The following is a 21,078-nucleotide window of genomic DNA, read 5'->3' on the forward strand; positions in this document are numbered from 1 at the left end:
ATCAGGCTATACGATTTCTGACATGAGCCAATCCAGCGACCTGATTCAATCAGCACAACGCACCATCCGCCTCGAGGTAGAAGCCGTGCAAGGCCTGCTACCCCATATCGACGCAGATTTCGTACGCGCTTGTGAGATGATTCTGGCCAGCAAAGGCCGCGTGGTCGTGGTCGGCATGGGCAAGTCGGGGCACATCGGCAACAAGATCGCCGCGACCCTGGCCAGCACCGGCACCACGGCATTTTTTGTGCACCCGGCTGAAGCCAGCCATGGTGACATGGGCATGATTACCCGCGACGACATCATTCTGGCGCTCTCGAATTCCGGTTCCACCAATGAAATCGTTACCCTGCTGCCACTGATCAAGCGCCTGGGCATTCAGTTGATCAGCATGACAGGCAACCCTGACTCGCCGCTGGCCAAGGCCGCCGAGGTCAACCTGAATGTTCACGTCGAACACGAAGCCTGCCCGTTGAACCTGGCCCCCACTTCGTCGACCACCGCCGCCCTGGTCATGGGCGACGCCCTGGCAGTCGCGCTGCTGGAAGCCCGCGGATTTACCGCCGAAGACTTCGCCTTTTCCCATCCCGGCGGCGCCCTGGGCCGACGCCTGTTGCTGAAAGTGGAAAATGTCATGCACGCAGGCCAGGACCTGCCGCAGGTCCAGCGCGGCACCCTGCTCAAGGATGCCCTGATGGAAATGACCCGCAAGGGCCTGGGCATGACCGTCATTCTGGAGTCCGACGGCAAACTGGCGGGGATCTTCACCGACGGTGACTTGCGCCGCACACTGGACCGCAGCATCGATATCCACAGCGCTACCATCGACCAGGTCATGACCGCCCATGGCAAGACCGCCCGCGCCGAGATGCTCGCCGCCGAAGCACTGAAAATCATGGAAGACCATAAAATCAACGCATTGGTCGTGGTCGACCGCGAAGACCGCCCGGTCGGCGCCTTGAACATGCACGACTTGTTGCGTGCAGGAGTAATGTAATGAGTGCAGACCTGTTGCAACGTGGCAAACAGATCAAACTGGCAGTGTTCGATGTCGATGGCGTGCTGACCGATGGACGCCTGTACTTCCTTGAAGACGGCAGCGAATTCAAGACGTTCAACACACTCGATGGCCAGGGTATCAAGATGTTGATGGCCGCCGGCGTGCAAACCGCCATCATCAGTGGTCGCAAGACCCCGGTGGTCGAGCGACGAGCGAAGAACCTCGGCATCCCGCATCTCTATCAGGGGCGCGAAGACAAACTGGTGGTACTCGACGAGCTACTGGCCCAACTGAACCTCAGCTATGAACAGGTGGCCTACCTCGGCGACGACCTGCCGGACCTGCCGGTGATTCGCCGCGTTGGCCTGGGTATGGCGGTGGCCAATGCCGCCAGTTTCGTGCGTGAACACGCTCACGGCATCACCCTCGCCCGTGGCGGCGAAGGTGCCGCTCGCGAATTCTGCGAATTGATCCTGCGCGCCCAGGACCGCCTCGATGCGGCCAATGCGGCGTACCTGTGAGCCCACTATGCTGAGCAAAAAGTTTCGCAACACCCTACTGTTCAGTTGCATCGCGGCGATATTCGCCGCGGTTGGCTACTGGAACATCAGCCCGGAACGCTTCCTCGACAAGCCGGTAACGCCAGTCGATGAAAGCGCGATTGACTATTACGCCATCAACGCCCACAGCGTGCAGTACCTGCCCGACGGCAAGCTGCAATATGACCTGGTGTCCGACAAGGTCGAGCACCTGAAAGCGACCGAGGTGACATTGCTGACCAACCCCGACCTGAATGTGTTCCGTGGCACCGAGTTCCCGTGGCATGTCCAGAGCCTGAAGGGAGAAGTCAACCCTGACGGCACACAGGTCGAACTGATCGATGACGTGCGCATCACGCGCTTCAATGAGAAAAACCGTAAAACCCTGATCACCAGCACCCGCATGACCGTGTTCCCGCAGCAGCAATATGCGCAGACCGAGCAAGACGTTAGAATCGACGGCGCTGGCGGTGTATCGACTGGCAAGGGAATGAAAGCGTATTTGAAAGAAAGCAGGATACACCTGCTATCGAACGTAAGAGGACAGTATGAGGCTCGTTAAAACCCTCCCGATTTTGCTCAGTCTGGGCGCAGCACTGGGAAGCGTGAGCGCCTGGGCTCTGCCGGAAGATCAACAGCAGCCTATCCGCATTCAGGCCGACGATGCCCAACTGGACGACAAGCAAGGTATTGCTACCTACAAGGGTGACGTGATCATCACCCAAGGCTCGATGAAGGTGACAGGCAACACCGTGACCATCACCCGCACCCCGACTGGCGACATCGACGTAGTGACCTCGGTGGGCAACCTGGCGTACTTCGAGCAATTGCAAACGGCTGGCGATACCAAGCCCGTTCAGGGCTGGGGCGTGACGATCCAGTATCACGCCACGCAAAACCGCGTCGTACTGATCGACAAGGCCAAAGTTGTCGACAAGGACAACAACGTCACCCAAGGCGAAAAAATCGTCTACGACACAGTCAAGAAGCTCGCCAGCGCCGGTCGCGCCACGGGCAGCAAGGTCACCGAGGCACGTCCGCGTATCGATATGGTGATCCAGCCGAAGAAGAAAACCGAAGAGAAAACCCAGTAATGGCAACTCTGAAAGCTCAGCATCTGGCCAAGGCCTATAAAAGCCGCCAGGTCGTGCGTGACGTCAGCCTGTCGATCGACAGCGGACAGATCGTCGGCCTGCTCGGCCCCAATGGCGCCGGCAAGACGACGTGCTTCTACATGATTGTCGGCCTGGTCCAGGCCGATCAGGGTCGCGTCCTGATCGACGACCTGGACGTCAGCCACCAGCCCATGCACGGTCGCGCCAAAGCCGGTATCGGCTATCTGCCGCAAGAAGCGTCGATCTTCCGCAAACTGTCGGTGGCCGACAACATCATGGCCATCCTCGAGACCCGCAAGGAACTCGACAAGGCCGGCCGTCGCAAGGAGCTGGAAAGCCTGCTGCAGGAATTCCACATCAGCCACATCCGCGACAACCTCGGCATGAGCCTGTCCGGTGGTGAGCGCCGTCGCGTGGAAATCGCTCGCGCCCTGGCCACCAACCCGAAATTCATCCTCCTCGACGAACCTTTCGCCGGCGTGGACCCGATTTCGGTCGGGGACATCAAGCAGATCATCTACCACCTCAAGGCCAAGGGCATTGGCGTGCTGATCACGGACCACAACGTTCGTGAAACCCTGGATATCTGTGAAACCGCCTATATCGTCAATGACGGCCAGCTGATCGCCGAAGGTGACGCAGAGACCATCCTGGCCAACAACCTGGTCAAGGAAGTGTATCTGGGGCATGAGTTCCGCCTGTAAAGGCAGAGGTATCTGGCAGTTCGTCCGAGCGCTTGTCCCGATAAAAAATCAACACTTTTTTATTGTTACAGCGCTCTAGGCAAACGCTACGGTTTCGGGCATATAATTTGCTTATGTTTGGCGCTCCGGCGCCCTGTAGTGGATGGCGCATGTGCGCCGGCGAATAAGGTGTTAAGCCCCTGCCATGAAACCATCGCTAGTCTTGAGAATGGGCCAGCAGCTGACGATGACACCGCAGCTGCAACAGGCCATCCGCCTGCTCCAATTGTCGACCCTGGACCTGCAACAGGAAATCCAGGAGGCCCTGGAGTCCAATCCGATGCTCGAACGCCAGGAAGAAGGCGACGACTTCGACAATTCCGACCCCTTGGCCGACAACGCCGAACAAAAGCCCAACACTGACATCCAGGAACCCTCCTACCAGGAAAGCGCCCCGACGGTTGACAACCTCGATGAGGGCGACTGGAACGAGCGCATCCCCAACGAACTCCCCGTCGACACCGCGTGGGAAGACGTTTACCAGACCAGCGCCAGCAGCCTGCCCAGCAATGATGACGACGAGTGGGACTTCACCACCCGCACCTCGGCCGGCGAAAGCCTGCAAAGCCATTTGCTGTGGCAACTGAACCTGGCTCCGATGTCCGATACCGATCGCCTGATCGCCGTGACCCTGATCGACTGCATCAACAATCAGGGCTACCTGGACGAAACCCTTGAGGAGATCCTCGAAGCCTTCGATCCGGAACTGGACATCGAACTGGACGAAATCGAAGCCGTCCTGCACCGCATCCAGCAATTCGAGCCCGCCGGCATCGGCGCCCGCAACCTGGGCGAATGCCTGCTGCTGCAATTGCGCCAGTTGCCAGCCAAGCCCCCTTGGCTGGCCGAGGCCAAGCGCCTGGTCACCGATTACATCGACCTGCTTGGCAGCCGCGACTATAGCCAGTTGATGCGCCGTATGAAGCTCAAGGAAGACGAGCTGCGCCAGGTCATCGAACTGGTCCAGAGCCTCAACCCGCGCCCAGGCTCGCAGATCGAGTCCACCGAAGCCGAGTACGTCGTTCCCGACGTGATCGTGCGCAAGGACAACGAGCGCTGGCTGGTGGAGCTCAATCAGGAGTCGGTGCCACGGCTGCGGGTCAACGCCCAGTACGCCGGTTTCGTGCGCCGCGCCGATACCAGCGCCGACAACACCTTCATGCGCAATCAGTTGCAGGAGGCCCGCTGGTTCATCAAGAGCCTGCAAAGCCGCAACGAAACCCTGATGAAAGTAGCCACCCAGATCGTCGAGCATCAGCGCGGGTTCCTCGAATATGGCGACGAAGCCATGAAGCCGCTGGTCCTGCACGACATCGCGGAAGCGGTCGGCATGCATGAGTCGACGATTTCACGGGTGACCACCCAGAAGTTCATGCATACCCCCCGGGGAATTTATGAACTGAAATACTTTTTCTCAAGTCACGTAAGCACCTCCGAAGGCGGCGAATGCTCGTCCACGGCGATCCGGGCGATCATCAAAAAACTGGTTGCTGCGGAAAATCAGAAAAAGCCGTTGAGTGACAGCAAGATCGCTGGTTTACTGGAGGCACAAGGCATTCAGGTGGCCCGCCGCACCGTCGCCAAGTATCGCGAATCCCTCGGGATCGCGCCTTCGAGCGAACGCAAGCGGTTGATGTAGGGCCACGCCACAGCGTTCCAGTGGTAGATCATTTGATCTACCGCTTTATGCACTGGCAACGAAGGAGAAGCTGTATGCAAGTCAACATCAGTGGACACCAACTGGAAGTGACCGAACCTCTCCGCTCCTACATCGGCGAAAAACTCGAACGACTGGAGCGACACTTCGACAAGATCACTAACGTGCAGGTCACGATGACCGTCGAAAAGTTGAAGCAGAAAATCGAAGCCACGCTGCATATTCCCGGGAATGAAGTGGTCGCAAACGCGGAACATACCGATATGTACGCCGCGATCGATGCACTCACCGACAAGCTGGATAAACAACTCAAAAAGCATAAGGAAAAGACCCAGAGCCTCCTTCAGGGCGCAACGGGTCGTTAACACTCCCAACCCATGATCCGACTTGAAAGTATCCTGACCCCCGGCCGTTCCCTGGTGAACGTGCCGGGTGGCAGTAAAAAGAAAGCCCTTGAACAAATTGCCAATCTGATCGCCCGCGAAGTGCCGGGTCTGGAGATGCAAGATGTCTTCGAGGCGCTGATTGCCCGTGAAAAACTCGGCTCCACCGGTTTTGGCAACGGCATCGCCATTCCACATTGCCGTCTCAAGGGCTGTGTTTCGCCCATCAGTGCATTGATGCACCTGGACGCCCCTATCGATTTCGACGCCATCGACGGCGCACCGGTTGACCTGCTGTTCGTATTGCTGGTCCCGGAAGCCGCCACCGATGCGCACCTTGAACTGCTGCGGCAGATCGCCAGCATGCTCGATCGCAAGGACGTGCGCGACAAACTGCGCAGCGCTCCGAGCAATGAAGCCCTGTATCAGGTTGTCCTGGACGAGCAAAACGGTCAGTAATCATGCGCTTGATCATCGTCAGTGGCCGCTCCGGCTCAGGTAAAAGCACCGCCCTCGACGTCCTTGAGGACAACGGGTACTACTGCATCGACAATTTGCCGGCCGGCCTGCTGCCGGAACTGGCCGAACGAGCGCTGATTCATACCGAGCTGGTGCAGCCACTGGTCGCCGTTTCCATTGACGCCCGCAACCTGCCCAGCCACCTGTCACGCTTCCCCGACCTGCTCGAAGAAGTCCGCAGCCGCCACATCCAGTGCGATGTCCTGTACCTGGACGCCGACGAAGAAACACTGCTCAAGCGCTTCTCGGAAACCCGTCGGCGTCACCCCCTGACCAACGCCAACCGCTCGCTGGCCGAAGCCATCAGCGTCGAGAGCGTTCTGCTCGGTCCGATTGCCGACCTCGCCGATCTCAAGATCAACACTACCAGCCTGAACCTGTATCAACTGCGCGATGCCATCAAACTGCGCCTGTTGAATCAACCGGAACCCGGCACTGCGTTCCTGGTGGAATCCTTCGGGTTCAAACGCGGCATGCCCGTGGACGCCGACCTGGTGTTCGATGTGCGTTGCCTGCCAAACCCTTACTGGAAACCGGAATTGCGCGAGCAGTCCGGGCTCGATCAACCGGTTGCCGAATATCTGGCGGCACAGCCGGATGTCGAGGAGATGTTCCAGGACATTTCCACATACCTGCTAAAGTGGCTGCCTCGTTTTGCCGCCAGCAACCGCGCCTACGTCACCATTGCCATTGGCTGCACTGGCGGACATCACCGTTCCGTCTACCTGACCGAGCGCCTGGGGCAGGCACTGCAAAAATCCCTGAAGAACGTCCAGGTTCGCCACCGCGACCTCAGCTAAAGGATTCACATCGCGATGCCTGCTCTGGAAATCGAAATCATCAATAAACTGGGTTTGCATGCCCGGGCGTCTGCAAAATTCGTTGGTGTTGCCGGCCAATTCAAGGATTGCACGATCCGCGTGGGACGCACCCCAGAATCCACTGTCGATGGTAAAAGCATCATGGCCATGATGATGCTCGCCGCCGGCAAGGGCACCAAAATCCATCTGAGCACGGAAGGCGAGCAGGAACAGGAAGCGATGGATGCGCTGGTGGCCCTGATCAACAATTACTTCGACGAAGGCGAGTAAACGCCGCGGCTTTGTGGCGAGCGCCGTATCCATCACCATCATCAAGCAAAACGGCATTCTTGTTTCTGTGTTTCCCGGGATTCCGTGAAGAACCATAAAAAAGGCGCACCACCCATTGGGTGGCGCGCCTTTTTGTGTCATGGGAAGGGCTAGCTGCCCGCTACGGTCATCCGCTCGATCAACACCGAACCGGTGCGGATGTTGCTGCGAAGTTCGAGATCATTACCGACCGCGACGATCTGTTTGAACATGTCGCGCATGTTGCCGGCGATGGTCACTTCCTGGACCGCGAACTGGATTTCGCCGTTCTCGACCCAGTAACCCGCCGCGCCCCGGGAATAATCACCGGTGACCATGTTCAGCCCCTGGCCCATCAACTCGGTGACCAACAGCCCGCGCCCCATGCGCCGCAGCAAGGCCGCCTGGTCTTCATCGCCATGGGTGACGAACAGGTTGTGTACGCCGCCCGCGTTGGCTGTGCTCGGCATGCCGAGCTTGCGACCGGAGTAGGTGCCGAGGATGTAGGACACCAGCTCGCCTTTTTCGACGAACGGCTTGGCGTAGGTTGCCAGGCCATCGCCATCGAACGCAGCACTACCCAATGCCCGCATCAGGTGCGGACGCTCGTCGATGGTCAGCCACTCCGGAAACAGCTTCTGACCGAGAGTGCCCTCGAGGAACGAAGACTTGCGATACAGACTGCCACCGGAAATCGCCGACAGGAAACTGCCGAACAGGCCCCCGGCCAACTCTGCGGAAAACAGCACCGGCACCTCGCAAGTCGGCACCGGACGCGCGCCCAGACGGCTCGCCGCCCGTTGCGCAGCGCGCTGGCCGATGCTGACCGGGTCGGCGAGCAGATTGCCCTGCCGGTTCACGTCGTACCAGTAATCACGCTGCATCTGGCCGTCCGCTTCGGCGATCATCACGCAACTCAAGCTGTGACGAGTCGATGCGTATCCGCCGATAAATCCGTGGCTGTTGCCGTAGACGCGGCAACCCTGATGGGTACTGAGGGTGGTGCCGTCGGCGTTCTTGATCCGGCTGTCGGCGGCAAACGCCGCAGCTTCGCAGGCCAGGGCCTGCTCGATGGCTTGTTCCGGAGTAATGTCCCATTGGTGGAAGAGGTCGAAGTCCTGAATATCCCGCGCCATCAGCGCGGCATCCGCAAGGCCCGAGGCCTCGTCTTCCGAAGTGTGTTTGGCGATGGCCAGTGCAGCGGCGACCGTTTCGCGAATCGCTTCCGGACCGCTGGCCGAAGTGCTGGCCGAGCCTTTGCGCTGGCCGACATACAAGGTGATGCCAAATCCCTGATCGCGGTTGAATTCGACCGTTTCGACTTCACGCTGGCGCACCGTAGTCGACAAACCCTGCTCAAGCGACACCGCCACTTCACAGGCACTGGCCCCCTGGCGCCTGGCTTCAGCGATGATCTGCTCGACTTGTTCCTGCAGTGCCGGCAACGCTTGTGGGCCGACGCTTTCAACTGCACTCATGCTGTTCTCCACTCAAATTCTGCTTTCGGTAACGGTCATCGAGCGACCGGGCCGGACAAGCGGCCCCCGACTGGTTATCATGGCGGCGTTTCTTAGCGGACTGCCACCATGGTTGATTCTTACGACGACTCCCTCGATACGGGAGAAAAAAGCAAATCCCAGGTCAAACGCGAGCTGCATGCTCTGGTTGACCTTGGCGAGCGCCTTACAACACTCAAGCCTGACTTGGTTGCAAAGCTGCCCTTGACCGACGCCTTGCGCCGGGCCCTGGCCGATGCGCCCAAGCACACCGCGAACATCGCGCGTAAACGGCACCTTCAGTTCATCGGCAAGCTGATGCGCGATCAGGACACTGACGCCATTCTGGTCTTACTCGATCAACTCGATGCCTCCACTCGCCAATACAACGAGCGTTTCCATAACCTGGAGCGCTGGCGAGATCGCCTGATTGCCGGTGACGATGCCGTTCTGGAAAAATTCGTCGTCGACTACCCTGACGCCGATCGCCAGCAACTGCGTTCCATGATCCGTCAGGCTCAGCATGAGGTTGCGCAAAACAAGCCTCCTGCTTCCAGCCGTAAAATCTTCAAGTACATCCGTGAGCTGGACGAGACTCAACGCGGTCTGCGTTGAATCCCTGATCGGGTGAGTTGCCCTGCAACTCACCCGAAGCTTCACTGTTTCAAAAACCGCTTACGCGCCCGTGCCACCCACGGTGATCGCATCAATCTTCAGCGTTGGCTGGCCGACACCCACCGGCACCGACTGCCCATCCTTGCCACACGTGCCCACGCCGCTGTCCAGCGCCAGATCATTACCGACCATCGACACCTTGCTCATGGCTTCCGGCCCGTTGCCGATCAACGTCGCACCTTTGACCGGTGCAGTGATCTTGCCGTCCTCGATCAGGTACGCCTCGCTGGTGGAAAACACGAACTTGCCGCTGGTGATGTCCACCTGACCGCCACCCAGGTTGGCGCAGTAGATGCCGCGTTTCACCGAGGCGATGATTTCCGCCGGGTCGCTTTCGCCGGCGAGCATGTAAGTATTGGTCATGCGCGGCATCGGCAGGTGCGCGTAAGACTCGCGACGGCCGTTACCGGTGCGTGCCACACCCATCAGACGGGCATTGAGCTTGTCCTGCATGTAGCCCTTGAGTACGCCGTTTTCGATCAGCGTGGTGCACTCGGTCGGCGTGCCTTCGTCATCGACGCTCAAGGAGCCGCGACGACCGGCCAGGGTGCCGTCATCGACAATGGTGCAAAGCTTCGACGCAACCATCTCGCCCATGCGCCCGCTATAAGCCGAGCTGCCCTTGCGGTTGAAATCGCCCTCCAGGCCATGCCCGACGGCTTCATGCAGCAGCACGCCCGACCAGCCGGAACCGAGCACCACCGGCAAGGTACCGGCCGGTGCCGGAATGGCTTCAAGGTTGACCAGCGCCTGGCGCAACGCTTCACGGGCATAGCCCATGGCGCGGTCTTCGCCGAGGAAATAACGGTAATCGGTCCGACCGCCACCGCCATGACCGCCGCGTTCGCGACGGCCATTCTGCTCGACGATCACGCTGACGTTGAAACGCACCAGCGGGCGCACATCCGCCGCCAGACCGCCGTCGGTGGAAGCCACCAGAATCCGCTCCCAGACACCGGCCATGCTCACGGTGACTTGCTGGATGCGAGGGTCGAGGGCGCGGGTCGCGGCGTCGATTCGCTTGAGCAAATCGACTTTCTCGGCACGGGTCAGTACTTCCAGGGGATTGTCCGGCGCATACAACTGCGCGACATCCTGGCTGGTGAACGCCTGTACGGTGCCGTGCTGTCCGGCCCGGGAAATCGAACGGGCGGCCCGCGCCGCCGCGCCAAGGGCTTCCAGGGTGATGGCATTGCTGTAGGCAAAACCGGTTTTTTCACCCGATTGCGCGCGCACGCCCACACCCTGGTCAAGATTGAAGCTGCCTTCTTTGACGATGCCGTCTTCCAGCGCCCAGGACTCGGAGATTTGCCCCTGGAAATACAGGTCGGCCGCATCGATGCCCGGCCCGGCCAGATCGCCGAGTACGCCTTGCAGGCTCTCGATCGTGACGCCACCGGGCGCCAACAGGTGTTCACTGACTGAGGACAACAACTCGCTCATATGCTTTACGCCTTAAATTCGTCGTTCTGATGCAGGTCGCTGGGCGCCCTGCGAGAAAAAGCGCCGGTGACTGGACACCGGCATCCGCGCCCGGATGGACGCCTGTTCGTTGCTGTCGCGTTCGGCCAGCAGCACGGCCTCGCCTTGATCCTGTTGTGCCAGCACACGCCCCCATGGGTCGACTATTGCCGCATGCCCCCAGGTTTCCCGCTGCCCCGGATGCGTCCCACCTTGGGCAGCCGCGAGCACATAACACTGGGTTTCGATGGCTCGCGCGCGAATCAGCACGTCCCAGTGCGCAGCGCCGGTCACGGCGGTAAAGGCCGACGGCGCGGTAATCAGTTCCGCTCCGGCAGCACGCAATTCGCTGTAGAGCTCTGGAAAGCGCAGGTCATAGCAGACCGTCAGGCCGACCCGGCCGACCGGTGTGTCCGCCACGACCACCCCGTTGCCATAAGCATAGTCATCGGATTCACGATAACGGCCACGATTGTCCGCCACGTCGACGTCGAACAGGTGCAGCTTGTCGTAGCGCGCCACCGTTTCGCCCTGGTCGTCGACCAGCAACGAACAGGCATGCACTTTGGCCGTCGGTTGATCCACCGGCGGCAACGGCAATGTGCCGGCCACTATCCATAACTTGAGGTCGCGTGCGGTCTGTTTCAACCAGGGCAGAATCGGGCCTTCGCCCAGTGCTTCGGCGCGCCCGATGTCGGCAATGTCGCGACGGCCCATGGCGGCGAAGTTTTCCGGCAATACCGCCAGTTTCGCACCGCCAGCAGCCGCTTGTTCAAGCAGCCGACGGGCCTGGGCCAGATTGGCCAGCACATCGCTCTGGCTGACCATTTGAATCACCGCGACAGACATGACCTTTTCCTTATTGAAATCAACACAGACCTTGTAGGAGCGAGCTTGCTCCGGGCGGCGCTCCGACGATGGACGTGAACGATGACGCAGGCTGTCTGAAAAAACGCGTCGCGTCCAAACTCATCGCGAGCGAGCTCGCTCCTACAAGGGGCGAGCCGCAATGATCATGCTACTCCATAGGCCCGAAGGATGGCTTTTCAAAAAGGCTTGTCGAAGGTGATTTTCGGTTCTTTCCACGGCCCGTTGACGGTGTATTTCACACTGGCGAAACGGGCGACCCGGTCACCGATCAGCTTGTCGATCAGGAACAGTGCCCCACCGACCGCAGGTGCACCGACGATCAGTGCAGCGATCGGCAGGTTATTGGTCACCGGCAAGGTCACCAACAGTTTCGCATCGATCTGATCGGCCACCATGTTCAGGGTGCCGTCGAGTTCGATGGTGCTCGACGGCCCCGTCAGCCGGATCGGCTCGCGGGTGACATACACTCCGTTCGTCCCAACCAGCAGTCCCTTGACCCGGTCATAACTCAGGCCTTTGCCGAACAGGTCGGAGAAGTCCAGGCGCAAGCGACGGCCGATGGAGTTGAAGTTGAGTAAACCAAATACCCGTAGCGCCTGGGCACTGCCTTCGACCTCGACGAACTGGCCCTGATTGAGCGTCGCATCGAGCGAGCCGGAGAAACGCTTGGTCGCCACCCAGGCCGGCGATCCGGGCCAGCGGCCATCGACATCCATATAAAAGTCCTGGCTGGTGACGCTAGGTGCATACCCCCAGTTCTTGAGCACATCGGCGAGGTTCTTGCCGCTGATGCGTCCCTTGTACCAGCTTGAGCTGGCGCCAGGCACGCCTTCCCAACCACCGCTGCCCACCAGCAAAATGCCCTTGAGCCCCAGGTCCAGCGAATTGAACACGATGCCCTTGTCCGTCGGACGAATTTTCAGTGACCAGCCGCCCACCAGATCCTTGCCCTGGAACAACTGATTGATGGTGATGTCCATCGCCGGGATTTTCGTCGGGTCTACCGACGCCAGCGGATCCGGTGAGTTTTCATCAGCCAGCACGGCCGGGTCCGGTGCGGGCAGGCGCACGGTTTGCAGATTGATCGTGATCGGCACCGCGTTCGTATCGGGCAGGCTGGCGTTACCCTTGATCTGCTGGCTGTCGAGTTGCAGCGCCCAGGCGGAAGCCTTGCGCGTCAGCTGGATCGAGGCCTGATCGAGTGTGGTGCCGATACCGCTGAGCTTGCCCACCTTGAAATCCGCGCCGCTGAGCAATTGCCTGGCGCTGCCGCCGGGGTCCTGTCCGGCGTATTTATCCACCAGATCCTTCCACGGGCCAACGTCCAGCTCCGACAGTACGCCCCGTACCCGCAGGCCTTTGGTGTCAGGCAATACCGCCTCGCCGACACCGAGGGACAATTCCCCGCGACCGTCGGCGAAATTGCTGGCCGGGGCCGCGAACGTGAAGCTCGCCAGATCCCCGTAGTTGACCCAATAGCGCCGTTCGTCGCCCTGCAAGGTCATACGGAACTTCGTGTCGCGCCCGGTATCGGCGGTCATGCCGAACGGAGCAGGCAAATCGACGGCCACGCCCTTGAGGCTGGAATTGACCAGCAATTGGCTGTCGGCGCCGTTGAGGGTCAGTTGCAGTTGATAAGGAATCACGCCACTCGTCGGCAGAGGCTGGGTCACCTTCAGCCAATCGGTCAGTTTCTTGACCTCGACCTGGCCCGACGCGGTCACCCGGGTATTGAGTTTACCCGGACTGCCATCAGCAAAAATCTGTGCGGTAACCGGCCTTTCGAATGCCCTTGCGCTGATGTTCTGCCCGCTCAGGCCTTTGGCACTGTCGAAACGGAAGTCACCTTTGAGCTGGGTGAGTTCCAATACAGGCTCGGCCAGTTTCAAACGTGCCTTGGCGGTCTTGAAATCGACGAGGATCTTCGGCTCCTCGCCTTTTGTCAGTGGAATGTCCAGGTTCAACTTGCCTTGCAGGTCGCCCTCGCCTTCCCAGCCGGCAAAGGTTGCCCCGGTGCCGATCGGCGCTTCCTGGAGGATTTTCAGGCCATCACCCAAACCGCCGGCAAATCCGCCTTCGAGGAACAAATGAACGTTCTGCCCGGCAGGTACATGGGGAATGTTGACGTAAACATCGTTGACCTGGGTGTCGAGCAATTGGCCCTTGCTGGCCAGAATCCGCACGCCGCTGTCTTCGACGAACACATCGCCGCTGACCTTGCTGACATGGGGCCAGCCCGGCTGGAAGGCCAGTTCGGCATCGTGAACCTTGAAGTACAGGCTGATGCTGCGATCCACGTCTGCGGCACCGTGGCTGAGCGAACCTTGATACTGGAAGAAGCCTTGATCCACCGCGCCCTTGAGAATCGCGGTGCGCAGCCATTCATCCAGCGCCGGGCTGAGAACCGCCGGCAAGTACTTGGCGGTGTAGCGACCGTCACCGTCCACCAGGCCGACCCGCAGGTCCATGTAGTCTTCCTGGGTGTGATCGAAATGCAGGCGAATCAAGAAGTCGCCGGCGATCTTGCCTTCCTCGCCCAGCACTTTCAGATACGGCGCAATCAGGGTGAAACCTTCTTTATCGAGCTTCCAGGTCAGCCGCGCATTGGCCTGAATGTACTGCCATGGCTTGGCGAAAATCGGGTCCAGGTGCAGCATGAAATCCTTGCTGTCCATGCGCAGTTCGCCGTGTCCCAGGTCACCGCTGATGCTGCCGCTGACATTTCGGGCCGCCGGCGCACCGTGATAGGCATCGAAGCCCACCTGGTCGAGGTTGGCGGCAAACCCGAACTTGCTGTCATCGGTGGCATTCGGGCGCAAGTCGACCAGCACGTTACGTAATCCACCCGTGACTTTCAGCCGCTCGACGACCTTGGCAAAACCTTCCGGCAACGGTGCCATGGCGTTGAGCAACGGGGTAAGCGGAGTGAGATCAACCCGGTCGGCTTGCAGGTGCCAGAGCTCTTCGGTTTTATCGGTGGCTGCGCTTTGCTTGAGCTGCAAGTGCGTTTCCCAGCGGGTCTCGCCGAGGTTCATCGCCAGGGAATCCAGAGTCACTGACACGCTTTCGGCGCTGCGCTGGAAGTAACCATTGAGCGCCAGGTTATTGATCTGGATCGGCTTGCGGTCGGCGTAGGCGCCCTTGATTTGTGGCGCGTTCAAGCGCACTGCGGCGCTTTGCAGGGCGCCTTTGCCCCAGGTCGCCCACAGTTCGCCACCGGCCTTGATCTCGGGAAAACTCCACTCTTGGGTCACTCGCTCGGGCAACCACTTCGACCAGTCGCTTTGCGGCAGGCTCAGGTAGACCTCGGCTTCACCGTCCTTCCATTGGCTGGCACTAATGCGGGTACGCAGGCTCATGGCCACCGGTTGCCCGTCAGGCAGAGTCAGTCTGGCGTCGAGCCGCTGGCGCGATGCCCCGGTTTTCAGATTAAGGCCGACATAAGTCAGGTTCAGTGGCGAATGTGCAAACGGCTGCAAGGTCACCTGGCTGTCAAGCACCGACAGTTGCTGAATCATCTGCATACGATTGAGCAATTGTTCCGGATCGGTGGGTTGATCCTGTTGCACCGGCAAACCTTCCAGAGCCCATTGACCGTCGTCGCCCTCCTTGACGCTGATCTTCAGGCCGCTGAGCTCCAGATGAGCGATGCGTACCTGGCGTGCCAGCAGGCTGCCCCAAAGGTCCGGCACCGCGCGCACCTGATCCAGGTGCAAGGCATTGGCACCCTCGCCAACCGTCACGTCGCGGGCCATCAATATGGGGGCAAATCCACTCCAGCTGCCTTCGAGTTCACCGATCTGCAATGGCATGCCCAAGGCATCGCTGGCTTTGGTTTCGATGTCGGCACGGTACTCGGCGACTAACGGCGTCAGCTCCCGGCCGAGGCTGACGTAGAGCGCCATCAACACCAAAACCAACGCGCACAGGCCCAGACCCCAGCGGGTCAGTGCGGCCAAAATGCGTGTCAGACGGTCCATGTCAGATGGCCCCTATGGCAAAAAATTTGCAAAAAGCTGAGGCCAGCCATTCTTGAACAATCAAAACGATACGCTTCAGAGCAGCACCACGTCGTATTGTTCCTGGGAATACATGGTTTCGACCTGGAAGCGGATGGTGCGCCCGATAAACCCTTCCAGCTCGGCGACGTTGCCCGACTCTTCGTCGAGCAGGCGGTCCACCACTTTCTGGTTCGCCAATACACGATAGCCTTCCGCCTGATAGGCGCGAGCCTCACGCAGGATTTCACGGAAGATTTCGTAGCAAACGGTTTCCGGTGTCTTGAGCTTGCCGCGCCCCTGACAGGCGTTGCATGGCTCGCACAACACTTGCTCAAGGCTTTCGCGGGTACGCTTGCGGGTCATCTGCACCAGGCCCAGTTCGGTGATACCGATGATGTTGGTCTTGGCGTGATCGCGCTCCAGTTGCTTTTCGAGCGTGCGCAATACCTGGCGCTGGTGTTCTTCATCTTCCATGTCGATGAAGTCGATGATGATGATTCCGCCGAGGTTACGCAGGCGCAATTGACGGGCGATGGCCGTCGCGGCTTCGAGGTTGGTCTTGAAGATGGTTTCTTCGAGGTTGCGATGGCCGACGAACGCCCCGGTGTTGACGTCGATGGTGCTCATGGCTTCCGCCGGGTCGACCACCAGATAACCGCCAGACTTGAGCGGGACCTTGCGCTCGAGGGCCTTCTGGATTTCGTCTTCGACGCCATACAGGTCGAAAATCGGCCGCTCGCCCGGGTAATGCTCCAGACGGTCGGCGATCTCGGGCATCAATTCGGCGACGAATTGTGTGGTTTTCTGGAAGGTTTCCCGGGAGTCGATGCGGATCTTCTCGATTTTCGGGCTCACCAGGTCACGCAGGGTGCGTAGCGCCAAACCGAGGTCTTCGTATATCACGCTGGGCGCGCTGATGGTTTTGATCTGGGCGTTAATCTGATCCCAGAGACGGCGCAGGTAACGGATGTCCATGAGGATTTCATCGGCGCCGGCACCTTCGGCTGCCGTGCGCAGGATGAAACCACCAGCTTCCTTGATCCCTTCCTTGGCCACGCAATCAGTGACCACTTGCTTGAGACGTTCGCGCTCGGCTTCGTCTTCGATCTTCAGGGAAATGCCGACATGGGCCGTGCGTGGCATGTACACCAGGTAACGCGAAGGGATCGACAACTGGGTGGTCAGGCGTGCGCCTTTGGAACCGATCGGGTCCTTGGTCACTTGCACCACCAGGCTCTGGCCTTCGTGCACCAGGGCACTGATGCTCTCGACCGCCGGGCCTTCGCGCAGGGATATTTCCGATGCATGAATGAACGCGGCACGATCCAGGCCGATATCGACGAATGCCGCCTGCATCCCCGGCAATACCCGCACGACTTTGCCTTTATAGATGTTGCCGACGATCCCGCGCTTTTGCGTACGCTCGACGTGGACCTCTTGCAGGACACCGTTTTCGACCACCGCCACGCGCGACTCCATCGGCGTGATGTTGATCAGGATCTCTTCACTCATGGCAGGGTCTCGTTCAGGCATGTTCACGATAATGGCCGCATCTGTTCAGAACGTTGCTTGGTGTGCGTTCCGGGTTTGCCAACAGGGTATGCCGAAATGGCCGAGCAGTTCCGCGGTTTCGCAAAGCGGTAGTCCGACCACCGCTGAATAACTTCCATTGAGCCCGGCGACAAACACCGCACCCAGTCCTTGAATGCCATAACCGCCCGCCTTGTCCCTTGGTTCGCTGCTAGCCCAATAGGCGGCGGCTTCTTCTCGACTGATATCACGAAAACGCACCCGACTGGTGACAACCCGGGACTCGCAACGTTCGCCATCGAGCACGGCAATCGCGGTCAGGACCTCATGCTCACACCCTGACAACATCATCAGCATGGAACACGCATCCGCTTGATCAACCGGTTTGCCGAGAATTTTTCCGTCGAGTACCACCGCGGTATCGGCGCCGAGCACACAGAACGGGCCATCGGACACGACAGCGCTGCGCCCCGCTTCGGCTTTGCCGCGCGCCAGGCGCTCGACGTAGGCCGAAGGGGATTCTTGAGGTAAAGGGGCTTCATCGATGTCCGCACTGACGGCGGAGAATGGAACGCCGATCTGCGTAAGCAGTTCACGTCGACGCGGCGAGCCAGAGGCGAGGTACAACCGTTTCATCAAGACCTCTCCCTGTCTAATGCCTGACCGAATCAATTGATTTTGTAACGTCGACGCAATCCGCGCAAACCGAAACTGATCCAGGGCCAGAGCAATGCACTGACCAGTGCCGGCAGCACCAGCGCCAGCGTCGGCTGACGATTGCCGGTCAAGGCACTGAGCCATAGTTGTACAAGCTGGGCCAGGCCGAAGATCACCAGGATCACCAGGCTCTGCTGCCACATCGGGAACATGCGCAGACGTTGCTGCAGCGCCAGTACCAAATAGGTGATGAGGGTCAGGATCAAGGCGTTCTGCCCCAGGAGCGTGCCGTACAGCACGTCCTCGGCCAGGCCCAGGCAAAACGCCGTCACCATCCCGACTGTCTGCGGCAGGTTCAACGCCCAGAATGCCAGCAACAAGGCCAGCCACAGCGGGCGCAGGATTTCCATGAATTGCGGCAGGGGTGAAACGCTCAGCAGCAGACCGACGGCGAACGTCAGCCAGACTATCCAGCCGTTTCGGGATGCTTTTACACCGCCCATTATTCTCTCCCCACTGGAGTGGCCGGCGCGGCGACTGGCGGTTTGGCGGCAGGCTTCGCGGCAGCGGGTTGCGCCGCCGGCGGTTTAGCCGCCGCAGGATGCGTGGCCGCAGGCTTGGCTGGCTTGGTGGTTGGCTTGGCTGGCGCAGTGGCCGCAGGCGCCGCCGTGGCAGGAGCCACCGGAGCGGCAGCCGGTGCTGCGGGTGCTGCGGGGTTGACCAGCTTCGGAACTGTCGCCGGAATGATCGGGCCACCACCCTGTGCGTCCAGGTTTTCCTGGGCCTGGGCGGCGTCGTTGGCGCGCTCTTCGGCCGTACGGTTGTCGCTGAACACCAGCAGCAGGTAACGGCTGCGGTTCAAGGCGGCGGTCGGGATGGCGCGGACAATGGCAAACGGCTGGCCGGAATCGTGAATCACTTCCTTGACCGTCGCCACCGGATAACCGGCCGGGAAACGTTGCCCGAGGCCGGAGCTGACCAGCAAATCGCCTTCCTTGATGTCGGCAGTATCGGCCACATGACGCAACTCGAGACGCTCCGGATTGCCGGTGCCGCTGGCAATCGCCCGCAAACCGTTACGGTTCACCTGCACCGGAATGCTGTGGGTGGTATCGGTCAACAGCAGGACGCGAGAGGTATAGGGCATCAACTCCACCACCTGGCCCATCAGGCCACGGGCATCGAGCACCGGCTGACCGAGGACCACGCCGTCGCGCTCACCTTTATTGATGATGATGCGATGGGTAAAGGGGTTGGGGTCCATGCCGATCAACTCGGCCACTTCGACTTTCTCGTTGACCAGCGCCGAAGAGTTGAGCAACTCGCGCAGCCGAACGTTCTGCTCGGTCAGGGCGGCAAGCTTCTGCATGCGCCCCTGCAACAGCAGGTTTTCAGTCTTGAGTTTTTCGTTTTCGGCGACGAGTTCGGTCCGGCTGCCAAACTGACTGGCAACGCCTTCCCACAGTCGTCCGGGCAGGTCGGTGATCCAGTAGGCGTCCATCAGCACCAGCGACATCTGGCTGCGTGCAGGCTTGAGCAGACTGAAACGGGCATCGACCACCATCAGCGCGACCGATAGCACGACCAGCACCAACAGGCGCACGCCCAGTGAAGGGCCCTTGGTGAAAAGCGGTTTAATAAGCCGCTCCTCCCAGGCAAATGTTCTGTTTATTCATACGGCGGCAATCCGGCCTGGATGCAGACTGACAGAAGATAAACGCGAACAGGCAGCACTGCAAAGTGCCGCCTGCGCGCTCAACAGCATAGAGGCGATCCGGCGACTTATTCGCTGGAAAGCAGGTCCATGGTGTGTTTATCCATCATTTCCAATGCACGGCCACCACCGCGAGCAACGCAGGTCAGCGGGTCTTCGGCAACGATCACCGGCAGACCGGTTTCCTGGGCCAGCAGCTTGTCCAGGTCACGCAGCAAGGCGCCACCACCGGTCAGTACCAGGCCGCGCTCGGCGATGTCGGAAGCCAATTCCGGAGGCGATTGCTCCAGGGCGCTTTTCACGGCCTGAACGATGGTTGCCAGGGACTCTTGCAGAGCTTCCAGCACTTCGTTGGAGTTCAGGGTAAATGCGCGTGGAACGCCTTCGGCCAGGTTACGGCCACGTACGTCGACTTCGCGAACTTCGCCGCCCGGGTAGGCCGTACCGATTTCCTGTTTGATGCGCTCGGCGGTGGATTCACCGATCAGGCTGCCGTAGTTGCGACGCACGTAGGTGATGATCGCTTCGTCGAAGCGGTCGCCGCCAACGCGGACGGATTCGGCGTACACCACACCGTTCAGGGAGATCAGCGCGATTTCGGTGGTACCGCCACCGATATCCACGACCATCGAACCGCGGGCTTCTTCAACCGGCAGGCCGGCACCGATGGCAGCGGCCATTGGCTCTTCGATCAGGAATACTTCGCGGGCACCGGCACCGAGGGCCGATTCGCGGATGGCACGACGCTCAACCTGGGTGGATTTGCATGGAACGCAGATCAACACGCGAGGGCTAGGCTGCAGGAAGCTGTTTTCGTGAACCTTGTTGATAAAGTACTGCAGCATTTTTTCGCACACGCTGAAGTCGGCGATAACGCCGTCCTTCATCGGACGAATGGCAGCAATGTTGCCCGGAGTACGGCCGAGCATGCGCTTGGCTTCGGTGCCGACAGCAACGACACTTTTCTGGTTACCGTGTGTCCGAATGGCCACAACGGAGGGCTCATTCAGGACGATACCGCGCTCGCGCACGTAAATAAGGGTGTTGGCAGTGCCCAGGTCAATGGAAAGATCGCTGGAAAACATGCCACGCAGTTTCTTGAACATGGGAAAGGGACCCTAGGCAACGCGTGGGTAAAAAAGTGCGGCAAACTCTAACAACGACAGGGATTTTGGGCAAGGCGCCAATATGTTAAATTGGCCGCTTTTCTGTGCACCAAGCCCCACAATCGCGGCCTTATGACCGTAGAAGTGCGGTAGTGTTCCGACAATCTAACACACGGACGCCGTCCGTTTTGTTTTCCACTGGAGAATCCCAATGGCGCTAGAACGCTCCGACGTGGAAAAAATCGCTCATCTGGCCTGCCTTGGCCTCAATGATGCCGATCTTCCACACATCACTTCGGCCCTCAACAGCATTCTCGGGCTGGTCGACGAAATGCAGGCGGTCAATACCGACGGTATCGAACCGCTGGCCCACCCGCTGGAAGCCAGCCAGCGCCTGCGCGCAGACGTCGTGACCGAGACCAATAACCGCGAGGCCTACCAGTCCATCGCACCAGCGGTCGAAAACGGCCTGTACCTGGTTCCGAAAGTCATCGACTAAAGGG

At 59.9% G+C, this 21,078-nt stretch carries 21 protein-coding genes; 12 read left to right on the forward strand and 9 right to left on the reverse strand.

Annotated features, from left to right (window positions below; all coding sequences use genetic code 11):
- Positions 1 to 22 precede the first annotated feature (22 nt).
- From PMI31_RS13970 to PMI31_RS14015, 10 genes are all read left to right on the forward strand, one after another.
- Positions 23 to 997 carry a KpsF/GutQ family sugar-phosphate isomerase gene (locus tag PMI31_RS13970; RefSeq protein WP_008018711.1) on the forward strand — a complete coding sequence of 325 codons (975 nt, stop codon included), beginning with the start codon at positions 23 to 25 and terminating at the stop codon, positions 995 to 997.
- The gene (locus PMI31_RS13975; protein ID WP_008018712.1) at positions 997 to 1,521 is read left to right on the forward strand and encodes a KdsC family phosphatase; all 525 of its coding nucleotides are present in this window, start codon (positions 997 to 999) and stop codon (positions 1,519 to 1,521) included. Before PMI31_RS13970 ends, PMI31_RS13975 begins: the two co-directional genes overlap by 1 nt.
- Before the next feature lie 7 nt (positions 1,522 to 1,528).
- The gene (gene lptC / locus PMI31_RS13980) at positions 1,529 to 2,101 is read left to right on the forward strand and encodes an LPS export ABC transporter periplasmic protein LptC (protein WP_043302377.1); all 573 of its coding nucleotides are present in this window, start codon (positions 1,529 to 1,531) and stop codon (positions 2,099 to 2,101) included.
- The gene (lptA, locus tag PMI31_RS13985; RefSeq protein WP_008018714.1) at positions 2,088 to 2,633 is read left to right on the forward strand and encodes a lipopolysaccharide transport periplasmic protein LptA; all 546 of its coding nucleotides are present in this window, start codon (positions 2,088 to 2,090) and stop codon (positions 2,631 to 2,633) included. Before lptC ends, lptA begins: the two co-directional genes overlap by 14 nt.
- A complete protein-coding gene (gene lptB, locus PMI31_RS13990; RefSeq protein ID WP_008018715.1) occupies positions 2,633 to 3,358 on the forward strand; it encodes an LPS export ABC transporter ATP-binding protein in 726 nt (241 codons plus the stop codon). The genes lptA and lptB overlap by 1 nt, the downstream gene beginning before the upstream one ends.
- Positions 3,359 to 3,542: 184 nt before the next feature.
- Positions 3,543 to 5,036, forward strand: a complete 1,494-nt coding sequence (locus PMI31_RS13995; protein ID WP_043302378.1) for an RNA polymerase factor sigma-54 — start codon at positions 3,543 to 3,545, stop codon at positions 5,034 to 5,036.
- 74 nt (positions 5,037 to 5,110) lie between these two features.
- Positions 5,111 to 5,419 (forward strand): ribosome hibernation-promoting factor, HPF/YfiA family, encoded by a 309-nt coding sequence (hpf, locus tag PMI31_RS14000; protein WP_008018717.1) that lies wholly within the window; start codon positions 5,111 to 5,113, stop codon positions 5,417 to 5,419.
- A gap of 12 nt (positions 5,420 to 5,431) precedes the next feature.
- Positions 5,432 to 5,896: a PTS IIA-like nitrogen regulatory protein PtsN gene (gene ptsN / locus PMI31_RS14005; protein WP_008018718.1), complete on the forward strand. Its 465-nt coding sequence runs from the start codon at positions 5,432 to 5,434 to the stop codon at positions 5,894 to 5,896.
- 2 nt (positions 5,897 to 5,898) lie between these two features.
- On the forward strand, positions 5,899 to 6,756 hold the full coding sequence (gene rapZ, locus PMI31_RS14010) for an RNase adapter RapZ (protein WP_008018719.1): 858 nt from the start codon (positions 5,899 to 5,901) through the stop codon (positions 6,754 to 6,756).
- Positions 6,757 to 6,771: 15 nt separating this feature from the next.
- Positions 6,772 to 7,047, forward strand: coding sequence for an HPr family phosphocarrier protein (locus tag PMI31_RS14015; protein WP_008018720.1), 276 nt, complete (start codon positions 6,772 to 6,774; stop codon positions 7,045 to 7,047).
- A 149-nt stretch (positions 7,048 to 7,196) separates the two neighbouring features.
- Here the strand turns inward: PMI31_RS14015 and pmbA are convergent, their stop codons facing one another.
- Positions 7,197 to 8,543, reverse strand: a complete 1,347-nt coding sequence (gene pmbA / locus PMI31_RS14020) for a metalloprotease PmbA (RefSeq protein ID WP_008018721.1) — start codon at positions 8,541 to 8,543, stop codon at positions 7,197 to 7,199.
- Between the two features lie 108 nt (positions 8,544 to 8,651).
- Between pmbA and yjgA the strand changes: the two genes are divergently transcribed.
- Entirely contained in the window at positions 8,652 to 9,176 is a 525-nt protein-coding gene (yjgA, locus tag PMI31_RS14025; protein WP_008018722.1) for a ribosome biogenesis factor YjgA, read from the forward strand.
- A gap of 60 nt (positions 9,177 to 9,236) precedes the next feature.
- Here the strand turns inward: yjgA and tldD are convergent, their stop codons facing one another.
- The 8 genes from tldD to mreB all read right to left on the reverse strand — a co-directional run bounded on the left by tldD (position 9,237) and on the right by mreB (position 20,575).
- A complete protein-coding gene (gene tldD, locus PMI31_RS14030; RefSeq protein ID WP_008018723.1) occupies positions 9,237 to 10,679 on the reverse strand; it encodes a metalloprotease TldD in 1,443 nt (480 codons plus the stop codon).
- A gap of 12 nt (positions 10,680 to 10,691) precedes the next feature.
- On the reverse strand, positions 10,692 to 11,546 hold the full coding sequence (locus PMI31_RS14035; RefSeq protein ID WP_008018724.1) for a carbon-nitrogen hydrolase family protein: 855 nt from the start codon (positions 11,544 to 11,546) through the stop codon (positions 10,692 to 10,694).
- A 197-nt stretch (positions 11,547 to 11,743) separates the two neighbouring features.
- Complete coding sequence (locus tag PMI31_RS14040; RefSeq protein WP_008018725.1) at positions 11,744 to 15,547, reverse strand: YhdP family protein; 3,804 nt, start codon at positions 15,545 to 15,547, stop codon at positions 11,744 to 11,746.
- A 75-nt stretch (positions 15,548 to 15,622) separates the two neighbouring features.
- Positions 15,623 to 17,080, reverse strand: coding sequence for a ribonuclease G (rng, locus tag PMI31_RS14045; protein WP_008018726.1), 1,458 nt, complete (start codon positions 17,078 to 17,080; stop codon positions 15,623 to 15,625).
- Positions 17,081 to 17,125: 45 nt separating this feature from the next.
- Positions 17,126 to 17,734 (reverse strand): Maf family protein, encoded by a 609-nt coding sequence (locus PMI31_RS14050; protein WP_008018727.1) that lies wholly within the window; start codon positions 17,732 to 17,734, stop codon positions 17,126 to 17,128.
- A 32-nt stretch (positions 17,735 to 17,766) separates the two neighbouring features.
- Positions 17,767 to 18,258 (reverse strand): rod shape-determining protein MreD, encoded by a 492-nt coding sequence (gene mreD, locus PMI31_RS14055; RefSeq protein WP_007970244.1) that lies wholly within the window; start codon positions 18,256 to 18,258, stop codon positions 17,767 to 17,769.
- On the reverse strand, positions 18,258 to 19,394 hold the full coding sequence (gene mreC / locus PMI31_RS14060; RefSeq protein WP_081500309.1) for a rod shape-determining protein MreC: 1,137 nt from the start codon (positions 19,392 to 19,394) through the stop codon (positions 18,258 to 18,260). Before mreC ends, mreD begins: the two co-directional genes overlap by 1 nt.
- A 143-nt stretch (positions 19,395 to 19,537) precedes the next feature.
- Entirely contained in the window at positions 19,538 to 20,575 is a 1,038-nt protein-coding gene (mreB, locus tag PMI31_RS14065; RefSeq protein WP_002555108.1) for a rod shape-determining protein MreB, read from the reverse strand.
- 211 nt (positions 20,576 to 20,786) lie between these two features.
- Here mreB and gatC point away from each other — a divergent pair, with 211 nt between their 5' ends.
- Positions 20,787 to 21,074: an Asp-tRNA(Asn)/Glu-tRNA(Gln) amidotransferase subunit GatC gene (gatC, locus tag PMI31_RS14070; RefSeq protein ID WP_007976465.1), complete on the forward strand. Its 288-nt coding sequence runs from the start codon at positions 20,787 to 20,789 to the stop codon at positions 21,072 to 21,074.
- Positions 21,075 to 21,078: the final 4 nt, after the last annotated feature.

The sequence above is a fragment of the Pseudomonas sp. GM55 genome, assembly GCF_000282395.1.
Lineage (GTDB): Bacteria > Pseudomonadota > Gammaproteobacteria > Pseudomonadales > Pseudomonadaceae > Aquipseudomonas > Aquipseudomonas fluorescens_CC.